The sequence below is a fragment of the Occultella aeris genome, assembly GCF_902703175.1.
GTDB classification, from domain to species: Bacteria; Actinomycetota; Actinomycetes; order Actinomycetales; family Beutenbergiaceae; genus Occultella; species Occultella aeris.
Map to the genome: position 1 here is coordinate 31,962 of NZ_CACRYJ010000069.1, position 11,978 is coordinate 43,939.

The window sequence follows — 11,978 nt, forward strand, 5'->3', positions numbered from 1 at the left end:
AGTCGCGCCCGTAGGCTCTGCGGGTGACTACCGCGGACCCCCAGAACATCACGTGGCTGAGCCTGCCGGAGGCGGCCGAGCTCCTCGAGGTCGAACTGCGTGCCGTGCGCGGCATGCTGACCGAGCGCCGGATCGTCGCCGTGCGGCGAGGCGAGAACAAGGCGCTGAGCATTCCGCGCGATTTCCTCGTACTGCCCGGGGACGATTCCGTCATCGCGGACCCGCCGCTGGTCATCCCCGCACTGCGGGGGACGATCATCCAGCTGGCCGACGCCGGCTACGACGACGAGGACACGCTGCGCTGGCTCTATGCCGACAACGAGGAGCTCGGCGAGACCCCGATCGCCGCGCTCCGGGCCGCCCGGACCCATGCGGTGCGGCGGGTCGCGCAGGCGCTCGCCTTCTGACGACCTTCCGCGAGGAGCCGCCGACGCGGGTCAGAAGGAGCGGGAGATCGCCGCGCGGGCGAGGGTCCGCAGTCGGTCCCGTGCCGGCTCGGCGTAGCCGGCGGCATCGATCGCGGCCAGCGCGGTCTCGGTGCGTTCGCCGATGAGCTCCTCGACACTCGCGAGCGCCCCCGTGCCGGTGAGCAGTTCACGTACCTGGGCGACCGTGCCGGCGTCGAGGTCGGCGTTGCCGAGCGCGGCTCGGAGCAGGTCGACGCCGGCGGCGTCCGCACGGGTCATGGCCAGCGTCACCAGGACCGTGCGCTTGCCCTCCCTGAGGTCGTCCCCGGCCGGCTTGCCGGTGACGTCCGGGTCGCCGAACACGCCGAGCACGTCGTCCCGGAGCTGGAACGCCTCGCCGAGTGGCAGGCCGATCCGGCTGGCGGCCTCGAGCTCGGTCGCGGCTGCGCCGGCCATCGCGGCGCCGAGTGTGAGTGGGTGCTCGACGCTGTAACGGGCCGACTTGGAGCGGATAACCCGCCGGGCGCGGTCCAGGTCGAGCGCGGGGTCGGCGCTCCAAGGGGCGGACTGCGCGTAGATGTCGAGATACTGGCCCACGGTGACCTCGGCCATCATCCGCTGCACGATCTGGCGGCCCGCGGTCCGGGCGGACTCCGGGAGCCGGTCCAATGCGTGCTGGAGCTCACCGGCGGCGGCGACGAGAAGGAGGTCTCCGAGGAGTACCGCCCCCGCCGCGCCGAAGTGCTCACCCGTGTCGAGCATGGCGCGTTCGTCGTGCAGGGCGCTGAACTGCCGATGGGCGGCCGGGAGCCCACGGCGGGTCAGCGAGCCGTCGATGAGGTCGTCGTGGACCAGGGCAGCGAGCTGGAACAGCTCCAGCCCGGAGCCGGCCAGCACGATCTCGGGGGCACGCCGGAGGTCGTCCGGGCCGCCGAGCGCGAACCACCCGGCGGCGGCGAACGAGGCCCGGAGCCGCTTGCCGCCCGGCAGCATGGTGCCGGCGACGTCGAACAGGTCCGCCACCTCGGGCCCGATGTCCTGGAAGGAGCCGCCGAGTTCGTCGACGGTGGTGCGGACCCGGTCGGACACCGCCTCCCGCAAGGACCTCAGTGGATCGGCGGGCGACGTGGGGGAGGCAGACACCATCGCAGCCTATCCGTGTGGATCCGCGCGTTGTTGCCTCACGATCCCCAGGGGTGAGGGCCGATCACCGGGGATCCCGCGCCTACGGTCCGGGGTACTCGGGTCCAGACAGCAGGTCGGCGCCCACCCGCGCGGCGGTGTGCGCGGCTGCACTGGTCGGATGAGATCACACGAACCAGCACCCGACCCTGGCCCCGACGACACCGAGGTGCCGACGTTGCGCCTCGACGACCCGCCCGAACTACTCGCCTATCTGCCGTTCCGGCTCGGATTCCTCCCGCAGGAGTCCCTCGTACTGCTGGCGATCAGGGCCGACCCCGACGGTGGGCCGGAGATCGGCGTGGTCGCTCGGGTGGACCTCGCGGACCTGTCCCACCCTGGCCTCGGCCTGGGTGAACATGTACTCGGGCAGTTGGCGATCGATGGCGCCGTCGCGGTGTTCGCCGCCGTCTACACCGAGTCCTCCTGGCCGGCGGTCCTGTCCGGGCGGGGCGCCGCCGGTGCGGCGCTGGCGTGGTGGCTCGCCCAGATCCCGCTGGCCCACCCGACGCGTACCTGGCTTGTCGGCAACCTGTACTACCGCTGCATCGAGTGCACGAGCTCGCTCTGCTGCCCGCCGGCCGGCCAGCGCGTCGATGACCTCGCCACGGCGCGGATCCGGGCCCACCTCGTCTACCAGGGCGAGTCCTACGTCGCCTCGCGCGCGGACCTCCTGCCTGACCTGCGCTGCGGGGCGACCGACCGCAGGACCGCCGCCGGCGCCGCCACCCGGGAGCGACGCCGTCGGGAGCGGTTGACCGGGCCCGAGCTGGCGCACTGGCGTGCGGATATGCGCGCCCGCTGGCGCCGTCTGCTCGGCGCCGCCGCACCGGGGGGCGAGCGGCGTGGCACTCGGGAGATGCTCGCCGACATCCCCGCCGCCGAGTACGGGCACCTGCTCGCCGGCCTGGAGGACACCCAGGTCCGGGACGCGATCCTGCTCTCGGTGGCCGCGGTGACCCGGATCGAGGACCCGGCCGACGCCGACTCCTCACGTATTCTCGAGGCAGTGTTCACCGGGGACCTGATGCCGGACCAGGCGACCCTCGCGATGGCCGAGGCGGCGCTGGTCGCGGTGGCCGCACATGCCGCCACGGGACGCGCCGCGCCGGCGTTGGCGACCCTGGCCTGGCTCGCCTGGTGGAACGGTGACGGGGCCCGAGCCGATGTGCTCGTCACCGCCGCGCTGGAACGTGACCCGTTGCACCGGTTGGCCCGGCTGCTCCGGCACGTCGTCGACCGAGCCGTGGCGCCGGGCTGGGCCCGACGGGCACACTCAGCGACGGCGTGAGCGGTGCGGGTGGCGACCGGCGAAGGTCACCCCGGCGCGATCACCCACGCCACGTCCTAGATCTTCACCGGATACGTCAGCATCGTGACGATGCACCCGACCGCCACGATGACGGCCAGACCGAGCATGGCCCGCTGCATCCAGGCGGCGTTCACGCGCTGGGACATCGCGGTCAGGAACAGCACCAGGGCGAACAGCACGGTGAGCAGGGTGTAGTTGTCGCCGCGCTGGTTGTAGTCGAGCGCCTCCTCGAACTTGGCGTCGGCCCGGTCGGCGAGTGCCACCGACTCAAGGGTGCCGGGTGGCACGTACTCGGGGACCGTGAACGGTCCGAGGGCCTCGCGACCGCCGGCCTCCCAGGCCTCGAACGCCACGGCGAACTCCGGACTGAACCGCTCCTCGATGAAGTCCCGCAGTTCCGTGTCCTGCGCCTCGACGGCGAGGACCCACTGCGTGTAGACGGTGAGGTCGTACTGGCGCGCCGCGTTCGCCTGCGCCTCGGCCGCCGTGGACTGGATCCGGGCGCTCGACGCCTGACTGAACGCGATCGACATCTCGCCGCCCCACTTCGACGACTCGAACCCGCACCAGGCGGTCAGCACAGCGATGAGGGAGAGCAGGAACACCGTGAGGATGTCTGCGGGGCTCTTGCCCTCGGCCTCATGCTTCGAGCTGCCGCTGGGTCCGGCCCGTTCCGCCTCGGCCCCGTCGGTCGTGACGTCCTCGGACCCGGTCTCCTCGAGGTCGCCGGACCGGTCGGGTGCGTGCGAGCGTTCGCCGGGTGTGGTCTGGTCACTCACAGGCACTGCCCTTCTCCGTGCGGGTCGCGATCTCAGGCGTGAGACTAGCGCCGCCGCCGACCCGGGGCCCGACGACTGCGACGACAGCGCACGGAAGCGCTAGTGTCAGAGGCGGACGCATTGTTGTGTGACGAGGGAGTACGTCGTGGCCATAGTGGTCGGGTTCATCGCCACCGCCGAGGGACGTGCGGCGCTCGATGCCGCGATCGTGGAGGCGCAGCGACGCTCCGACCGCCTCCTGGTGATCGTGCACGGCAGCCGCGGCGCCGACGAGGACGAGATCGACCGGGCCGTCGAGGAGGCCAGGGACCTCCTGGACACGTCCGGCTTGGGCTACGACGTGCGGCACCTGCAGCGCGGCAACGACGTCGCCGAGGCCCTCATGGGAGCCGCCGAGGAGGCAGGTGCGGAACTGATCGTCATCGGGCTGCGCCGCCGGTCCCCGCTGGGCAAACTCATCCTCGGCTCGAACGCGCAACGTATCCTGCTGGACGCGCCCTGCCACGTGCTCGCGGTCAAGCCCGCGCAGGCATAGCCGCGCCCAGCCGTCACCACCCTGAACGGAGTCCCCCAAGTGCAGGCAGCAGATCCCGGGTCCTCGACCGCGCCCTCAGGGCCGTCCAGCCCTCTCGAGGCCACGCACCGCGCGGCCGGCGCCACGATGACCGACTTCGCCGGCTGGCAGATGCCGCTGCGGTTCGCCGGCGATCTGGCCGAGCACCGGGCCGTTCGCGAACGGGCGGGTCTGTTCGACCTGTCCCACATGGCCCAGCTCGAGGTGACCGGTCCGGAGGCGGCGCCCGCCCTCGACGGCGCGCTCGTCAGCGCCGCGTCCCGGCTGCGCATCGGCCGTGCCCGCTACACGATGATCACCGGCATCGATGGCGGGATCCTCGACGACCTGATCGTGTACCGGCTCGACGAGCACGAATTCCTGGTGATCGCGAACGCGGCGAACCGGCTCACCGTCCTCGATGAACTCACGAACCGGGGCGAGGGCCGCCAGGTGGCGGTGGTCGACCGCACCCCGCACCGCGCCCTGATCGCGATCCAGGGGCCGGCCGCCGCCGGGGTGCTCGCCCCGCTCATCGACGCCGACCTGGGCGAGCTGAAGTACTACGCGAGTGTGTCCGCGTCCTTCGGCGATGGTGTCCCGACCCTCGTGGCGCGCACCGGGTACACCGGCGAGGACGGGTTCGAGCTCGCCGTCCCCGCGGCGGCCGCCGTCGACGTGTGGGCCCGACTGCTCGACGCCGGCGCCGAGGCCGGCGTGCAGGCCTGCGGCCTGGCCAGCCGGGACTCCCTGCGCCTCGAGGCCGGGATGCCCCTCTACGGCCAGGAGCTGACCGCCGCGCTGACACCCTACGAGGTCGGCCTCGGCCGGGTGGTGCACCTCGACCACGACTTCATCGGACGGGAGGCGCTGGCCGAGCGCTCCGAGCACCCCACCGGGACCCGCCTGATCGGACTGAGCGGCGACGGTCGCCGTGCCGCCCGCGCCGGCAGCCCGGTCCTGGCCGCGGGATCGGTGATCGGCGCCGTGACCTCCGGTGTGCTGTCGCCGACACTCGGCCACCCGGTCGCGATGGCGCTGGTCACGCCCGCCGGAGAGGACGCCGTCGGCGTCGGCCAGGTGCTGGACGTGGACGTGCGCGGCAGGTTCCAGCAGATGACCGTCGTGGAGCTACCGTTCTACCGTCGCCCAGCGACCACCTGACCGAAGTCCCGACCCAGCCAGACGCATTGAGGAGCGAGCCGTCATGAGCGTCCCCGCCGACCGCCAGTACACCGCCGAGCACGAGTGGGTCACCGTCGCCGACGGCGTCGCCACCGTTGGCATCACCGCCTACGCCGCCGACGCCCTCGGTGACGTCGTCTACGTCGACCTGCCGTCCGTGGGGGACTCGGTCACCGCCGGCGGCACGTGCGGTGAGATCGAGTCCACCAAGTCCGTGAGCGAGCTCTACGCGCCGGTCACCGGCGAGGTGCTCAGCGTGAACTCCGAGGTCGTGGACAGTCCCGAGCTCGTGAACACCGCGCCGTACGAGGGCGGCTGGCTGTTCACGGTACGGATCGAGGCCGAGGGCGACCTCCTCGACGCCGCCGCCTACACCGAGATCACGAAGGCCTGATCAGCTCCCCATGACCGCCACCCCCGAGTTCCCCGCCCGCCACATCGGAATCGACGCCCCCGCCACCGCGCACATGCTGGGGGTGATCGGCCGACCCAGCATCGAGGCGCTGCTCGAGGCGGCCGTCCCGCCGGCCCTGCTCGGCGACGGCGTGCCCGCGCTGCCGGACCTGCCCGCCGCCACGTCGGAGGCGCAGGTGCTCGCCGAGCTGCGGGCCATCGCGAGCCGGAACACGGTCCGCACCTCGATGATCGGGCAGGGCTACTACGACACCCACACGCCCTCGGTGATCGGCCGCAACGTGCTCGAGAACCCGGCCTGGTACACGGCCTACACGCCATACCAACCGGAGATCTCACAGGGACGGCTCGAGGCGCTCCTGAACTTCCAGACCATGGTCATCGACCTGACCGGGATGGACGTGGCCGGGGCGTCCATGCTCGACGAGTCCACGGCGGTCGCCGAGGCCATGCTGCTCGCCCGCCGGGTGGTGCGGGGCGAGGGCGGCCGGTTCTACGTCGACTCGGACACCTTCGCCCAGACGAAGGCCGTGCTGGCGACCCGGGCCGAGGCGGTCGGCATCGAGCTCGTCGAGTTCGACGCCGCGGGCAGCCCCGACCTGACCGGCGCGTTCGGGGTGCTCCTGGCCTACCCCGGCTCCTCGGGCGTGGTCCGGGACCGCGACAACCTCGAACGCTGGATCACGGCCGCGCACGACACCGGTGCGCAGGTGGTCTTCTCCGCCGACCTGCTCGCGCTCACCCTGATCGAGGCGCCGGGCACGCTCGGCGCGGACATCGTCGCCGGCACCACCCAGCGGTTCGGGGTGCCGATGGGCTTCGGCGGCCCGCACGCCGGGTACCTCGCCGTACGGGAGAAGGCCCAGCGGCAGCTGCCCGGCCGGCTCGTCGGCCTGTCCAAGGACGCTGATGGCGCCCCCGCCCTGCGCCTCGCGCTGCAGACCCGGGAGCAGCACATCCGGCGGGAGAAGGCCACCTCCAACATCTGCACCGCGCAGGTGCTCCTGGCCGTGATCGCGTCCATGTACGCCGTCTACCACGGACCCGAGGGCCTGACGGTGATCGCTCGCCGGGTGCATGAGCGCGCCCTGGCCGTGGCCTCCGGTCTCACCGCCCTCGGTGTGCAGGTGCGCCACGCCTCGTTCTTCGACACGGTGACGGTCGAGGTCCCCGGCCACGCCGACGCGCTCGCCGCCGCCGCCCTCGAGCGCAACATCACGCTCTGGCGCGCCGGCGCCGACACCGTCGGCATCGCCTGCGACGAGACCACCACCGAGGAGACCGTCGCGGACCTGCTCGACGCGGCCCGCGCGGTCCTGCCCGGCGCCACCCCGGACGCGACCGCCGCCGCCGGCACCACGGGCGGCTCCGCCGTCGGGCCTTCGGCCCTCGGCCTGCCCGCGGACCTGGCCCGCAGCACCGAGTTCCTGACCCACCCGATCTTCTCCAGCCACCGCTCCGAGACGCAGATGATGCGGTACCTGCGCCGGCTCTCGGACCGGGACTACGCACTCGACCGCGGCATGATCCCGCTCGGCTCCTGCACCATGAAGCTGAACGCGGCGACCGAGATGGCCGCGGTCACGTGGCCGGAGTTCTCCCGGATCCACCCGTTCGCACCGACCGCGGACGTGGCCGGTTACCTCGAGCTGATCGATGGGCTCGAGACCGCCCTGGCGGGGCTGACGGGGTATGCCGCGGTGAGCGTGCAGCCGAATGCCGGGTCCCAGGGCGAGCTCGCGGGGCTGCTCGCGATCCGCGACTACCACGCCGACCGCGGCGACGACGATCGCCGGGTCTGCGTGGTGCCAGCCAGCGCGCACGGCACGAACGCGGCGTCGGCGGTGCTCGCAGGTCTGGAGGTGGCCGTCGTGCGGACGGCGCCGAACGGGGATGTCGACCTCGACGACCTGCGCCGGGTGCTCGCCGCGCACGAGGGCCGCGTGGCCGCGATCATGGTCACCTATCCGTCCACGCACGGTGTCTACGAGCACGGCATCACCGAGCTCTGCGACCTGGTGCACGCTGCCGGCGGGCAGGTCTACATCGACGGGGCGAACCTGAACGCGCTGGTGGGCGTGGCCGGTCCCGGCGCGTTCGGCGGCGACGTCTCCCACCTGAACCTGCACAAGACGTTCTGCATCCCGCACGGCGGCGGCGGGCCCGGCGTGGGCCCGGTGGCCGTGGCCGAGCATCTGGTGCCGTTCCTGCCCGGGCACCCGCTCGCACAGGCGAGCCGCCGGGTGCTCCGCACCACCGGCACGATCAGCGCGGCCCCGTACGGTTCGCCCTCGATCCTGCCGATCAGCTGGGCGTATCTGCGGCTGATGGGCACGGCGGGCCTACGGGCCGCGACCGGCGCCGCGGTGCTCTCGGCGAACTACGTGGCCGCCCGGCTCGACGAGAAGTACCCGGTGCTCTACCGGGGTGAGCACGGCCTGGTGGCGCACGAGTGCATCCTCGACCTGCGCCCCTTGACGGCGGCAACCGGAGTCACCGTGGACGACGTCGCGAAGCGTCTCGTCGACTTCGGGTTCCACGCGCCCACGATGAGCTTCCCGGTCGCGGGCACCCTCATGGTCGAGCCGACCGAGTCCGAGGACCTCGGCGAGGTGGACCGGTTCATCGCCGCGATGCTCGCCATCCACGCCGAGGCGAGCGCGGTCGGGGACGGGACCTGGCCGGCCGACGACAACCCGCTCGTGAACGCCCCGCACACCGCAGTCTCGGCACTGGGGGAGTGGGACCATCCGTACTCGCGCACCCAGGCCGTGTACCCCGCGGGCGTGACGCCGGACAAGTACTGGCCGCCGGTCCGCCGGATCGACGGGGCCTACGGGGATCGCAACCTGGTGTGCGCCTGCCCGCCCATCGAGGCGTACGCCTAGAGGGCGGGAACAATCCGGGGGGCCCGGCACGTTGAGACAAGAGTGGCCGAACCGCCCTGTCATTGGACGGGCCTACCGGGCCACTCCGGTTATAATTGTAGGGCTGCGACTTACAGAACACCGGTCGCCCTCCATCCCCCGCCGAAAGGTTCTCTGTGTCGTCGCCTCTCAGTCCTGATGTCGTGCTGCCCCGCGAATACGAACATACCGCTCTGCAGAACGCCTTCAGGTCCGGCCTGACGAGGGGATACGTCACAGCCGCCGAGTTTCGCGCGGCCTGCGAGGACGCGAACGTCAAGCCCCGCCGTCTCAAGGAGGTCCTGGGCGCAATGCACGAAGCCAAGATCAGCGTGACCGAAGTTCCCGACCGAGCGGTCGCCAACGCCGCGACCCGTTCCGGTGCCACCACCGCGACCGTCGAGAAGCCGAAGACCACCACCCGCAAGACCGCCGCGAAGTCGACGGCGCCGGCCACGACCGACGCCCCCGCCGAGGCGGAGGCCGCCGAGCAGACCCCGGCCAAGGCCACCCGCGCGAAGCCGGCGACCAAGGCGTCCACGGCGAAGGCGAAGACCACCCGGGCGAGCAAGGCCAAGCTGGCCGCCGTCACGTCGGCCGACGAGGCCGAGCCGGAGGAGGCGGAAGCCGAGGCGCCGGCGGAGGGCGAAGCCACCACGAAGTCCGGCGACGAGGACAAGGGCTTCGTCTACTCCGACTCCGACGACGATGACGCTCCGGCCCAGCAGGTCGTCACCGCGGGCGCCACCGCCGACCCGGTCAAGGACTACCTGAAGCAGATCGGTAAGGTCGCGCTGCTGAACGCCGAGCAGGAGGTCGAGCTCGCGAAGCGGATCGAGGCCGGCCTGTTCGCGGACGAGAACCTCGCCGAGTCCGGCGACGGCATGGACCGCAAGCTCAAGCGCGAGCTCGAGTGGATCGCCATGGACGGCCGCCGCGCCAAGAACCACCTCCTCGAGGCGAACCTGCGGCTCGTGGTCTCCCTCGCGAAGCGGTACACCGGCCGCGGGATGCTGTTCCTGGACCTGATCCAGGAGGGCAACCTCGGTCTGATCCGCGCCGTCGAGAAGTTCGACTACACCAAGGGCTACAAGTTCTCCACGTACGCCACCTGGTGGATCCGGCAGGCCATCACCCGCGCCATGGCGGACCAGGCCCGCACCATCCGGATCCCGGTGCACATGGTCGAGGTCATCAACAAGCTCGCCCGCGTGCAGCGCCAGATGCTCCAGGACCTGGGCCGCGAGCCCACGCCCGAGGAACTCGCCAAGGAACTCGACATGACCCCCGAGAAGGTCGTCGAGGTGCAGAAGTACGGCCGCGAGCCGATCTCGCTGCACACCCCGCTCGGCGAGGACGGCGACTCCGAGTTCGGTGACCTGATCGAGGACTCCGAGGCCGTGGTGCCGGCGGACGCGGTGAGCTTCACGCTCCTGCAGGAGCAACTGCACGCCGTACTGGACACGTTGTCCGAGCGGGAGGCCGGCGTGGTCTCCATGCGGTTCGGGCTCACCGACGGCCAGCCGAAGACCCTCGACGAGATCGGGAAGGTCTACGGGGTCACCCGGGAGCGGATCCGCCAGATCGAGTCCAAGACGATGTCGAAATTGCGTCACCCGAGCCGCTCGCAGGTGCTGCGCGACTACCTCGACTGATACCGCCAGACAGACGAAGGGGCTGTTCCCGGGCGAACCGGGAACAGCCCCTTCGGCGTGTTCGGGTGGCTGCTGCGGCTCAGAGCGCGCCGCCGGCGGCCTCCGGCGCGTCCGTTGACGCGCCGGCGTCCCCGATGGACTCGCGGGCGACGAAGTTCTCGAGGTCGAACAGGTTCTGGCCGGCGCGCTGGGCCACGGTCAGCAGCGTGGACGCCGAGGCGACCTCCTCGACCTGTTCCTTGAGGAACCACAGCATGAACTGCTCGCCGAGGGCGTCTCCCTCGGCGCGGGCGGCCTGGAAGATCGCCTCGATCTGGCTGGTGACCTGCTTCTCCTGGTCGAGGGCCAACTTGATCGGCTCGACGGCGTCGCCGAAGTCGTTCTGGACGGTCGACCCGGCGGGGATGATCACGTTCAGGTCCCGGTCGAGCATGTACTGCACGATCATCATCGCGTGGTTGCGTTCCTCGACGGACTGCCGGTAGTAGTGCGCGGCGAGCTGCGGCAGGTCGTGGCTGTCGAACCAGACGGCGATCGCGACGTACTGCGTGTGGGCGTCGAACTCGTGACCGATCTGCTCGGTGAGGAGTCGGACGTAGGTGGATCCTTCAGCGGTGGTCATGGTGCCCACGCTAGTTCGCGCCGGGCCGGCCGCGCCAGGTGGCGCGGCGCATCAGGGCGTGTCGCGGCGGGCACTCAGGATGAACCGGGGCGCGACGTTCAGGCGGGTGCCGTCGGCCGAGCCGACCTGCTGGGTGAGGAAGCCCCCTCCTGGCGCCAGCACACGGCTCACCTCGGCGGGGTCATACGCCTCGTGCCGATCGAGGACGACGGCGAAGGTTGCGTCGGGCAACGGCAGCCGGGTCGCGTCGTCGGGCGGCAGGGCGTGGACCCGCACGCCGTGCGGTGCCAGGGTGGCACGGGCAGTGACTGTTCCCGACTGGTCCGCGGCCAGCCCTCGGTGGCCGCGGACCCGGGCGGGAACGGGCCGAGGTCGGCCGGGAACTCACCGCCGCCGGTGCCGAGGTCCAGCACCGGGCCGCCTGCCTGGGCGACCGCCGCACGGGCCAGCCCGGCGAAGTCCCAGGGCATGGTGCCGTCGACCACCCGGCCATGGACGGGCGTGAAGTCGAACCCTTCGGTCGGTGTGCTCAACGCCCACTGCACGTGCTGCTCGAAGGAGGGCATCGGTGCCTTCGCCGGTCGGTACGGGTCAGGGCCGGCTGCGGCCGGGCACTGCCGGGCGGGCGGCGGGCCACCGTCTGGCGGCCGCGCCCCGCCGGGTCAGCGCTGGTCGGACTTCGGCTCGGAGAGGAGCCGGTCGGACTCGTCGTGGATGTGGGTGGCCACCTGACCTAGCGCCTCGGCGTGCTTGCGCCCGTGGTGGGCGCAGAAGAGGAGTTCGCCGGTCGGCAGGAGTACACGCACGTAGGCCTGGGCACCGCATGCGTCACAGCGGTCGGCCGCGGTCAGCTCGGGGGTCACTTGGTCTGCTGTCAGTACGCTCACAGTCACATGTAACCATCGCCTTCCGACATTCCATCCGTTCTTCGGGGTGAGTTCGCTCACCGCGTATCCCGGCCCG

Annotated in this window: 12 protein-coding genes; 7 read left to right on the plus strand and 5 right to left on the minus strand. The window is 71.7% G+C overall.

Annotation, left to right across the window (positions count from 1 at the left end; all coding sequences use genetic code 11):
* Window positions 1-23: 23 nt before the first annotated feature.
* Complete coding sequence (locus tag HALOF300_RS25270; RefSeq protein ID WP_231955768.1) at window positions 24-407, plus strand: Rv2175c family DNA-binding protein; 384 nt, start codon at window positions 24-26, stop codon at window positions 405-407.
* 30 nt (window positions 408-437) lie between these two features.
* Here the strand turns inward: HALOF300_RS25270 and HALOF300_RS25275 are convergent, their stop codons facing one another.
* Window positions 438-1,550, minus strand: coding sequence for a polyprenyl synthetase family protein (locus tag HALOF300_RS25275; RefSeq protein WP_197522835.1), 1,113 nt, complete (start codon window positions 1,548-1,550; stop codon window positions 438-440).
* A 160-nt stretch (window positions 1,551-1,710) separates the two neighbouring features.
* Here HALOF300_RS25275 and HALOF300_RS25280 point away from each other — a divergent pair, with 160 nt between their 5' ends.
* Window positions 1,711-2,880 (plus strand): DUF4192 domain-containing protein, encoded by a 1,170-nt coding sequence (locus HALOF300_RS25280; RefSeq protein WP_197522836.1) that lies wholly within the window; start codon window positions 1,711-1,713, stop codon window positions 2,878-2,880.
* 56 nt (window positions 2,881-2,936) lie between these two features.
* On the opposite strand, the gene HALOF300_RS25285 is transcribed toward HALOF300_RS25280, so the two are convergent.
* The gene (locus tag HALOF300_RS25285; protein WP_231955769.1) at window positions 2,937-3,680 is read right to left on the minus strand and encodes a hypothetical protein; all 744 of its coding nucleotides are present in this window, start codon (window positions 3,678-3,680) and stop codon (window positions 2,937-2,939) included.
* A gap of 145 nt (window positions 3,681-3,825) precedes the next feature.
* On the opposite strand from HALOF300_RS25285, the gene HALOF300_RS25290 reads away from it, so the two are divergent.
* The 5 genes from HALOF300_RS25290 (at window position 3,826) to HALOF300_RS25310 (ending at window position 10,393) form a co-directional block, all read left to right on the plus strand.
* Window positions 3,826-4,215 (plus strand): universal stress protein, encoded by a 390-nt coding sequence (locus HALOF300_RS25290; RefSeq protein WP_154794355.1) that lies wholly within the window; start codon window positions 3,826-3,828, stop codon window positions 4,213-4,215.
* 39 nt (window positions 4,216-4,254) lie between these two features.
* Window positions 4,255-5,397: a glycine cleavage system aminomethyltransferase GcvT gene (gcvT, locus tag HALOF300_RS25295; protein WP_231955770.1), complete on the plus strand. Its 1,143-nt coding sequence runs from the start codon at window positions 4,255-4,257 to the stop codon at window positions 5,395-5,397.
* Between the two features lie 43 nt (window positions 5,398-5,440).
* Window positions 5,441-5,812 (plus strand): glycine cleavage system protein GcvH, encoded by a 372-nt coding sequence (gene gcvH, locus HALOF300_RS25300; protein ID WP_156743655.1) that lies wholly within the window; start codon window positions 5,441-5,443, stop codon window positions 5,810-5,812.
* 10 nt (window positions 5,813-5,822) lie between these two features.
* Window positions 5,823-8,720 (plus strand): aminomethyl-transferring glycine dehydrogenase, encoded by a 2,898-nt coding sequence (gcvP, locus tag HALOF300_RS25305; RefSeq protein ID WP_156743656.1) that lies wholly within the window; start codon window positions 5,823-5,825, stop codon window positions 8,718-8,720.
* Window positions 8,721-8,932: 212 nt separating this feature from the next.
* The gene (locus tag HALOF300_RS25310; protein ID WP_408637038.1) at window positions 8,933-10,393 is read left to right on the plus strand and encodes an RNA polymerase sigma factor; all 1,461 of its coding nucleotides are present in this window, start codon (window positions 8,933-8,935) and stop codon (window positions 10,391-10,393) included.
* A 79-nt stretch (window positions 10,394-10,472) separates the two neighbouring features.
* Here HALOF300_RS25310 and HALOF300_RS25315 read toward each other — a convergent pair whose 3' ends face one another.
* From HALOF300_RS25315 to HALOF300_RS25325, 3 genes are all read right to left on the minus strand, one after another.
* Window positions 10,473-11,015 (minus strand): ferritin, encoded by a 543-nt coding sequence (locus tag HALOF300_RS25315; protein WP_156743658.1) that lies wholly within the window; start codon window positions 11,013-11,015, stop codon window positions 10,473-10,475.
* Window positions 11,016-11,066: 51 nt separating this feature from the next.
* Window positions 11,067-11,291 (minus strand): class I SAM-dependent methyltransferase, encoded by a 225-nt coding sequence (locus HALOF300_RS25320; RefSeq protein ID WP_156743659.1) that lies wholly within the window; start codon window positions 11,289-11,291, stop codon window positions 11,067-11,069.
* A gap of 386 nt (window positions 11,292-11,677) precedes the next feature.
* On the minus strand, window positions 11,678-11,902 hold the full coding sequence (locus tag HALOF300_RS25325) for a DUF7455 domain-containing protein (RefSeq protein ID WP_231955771.1): 225 nt from the start codon (window positions 11,900-11,902) through the stop codon (window positions 11,678-11,680).
* Between the last annotated feature and the right edge of the window lie 76 nt (window positions 11,903-11,978).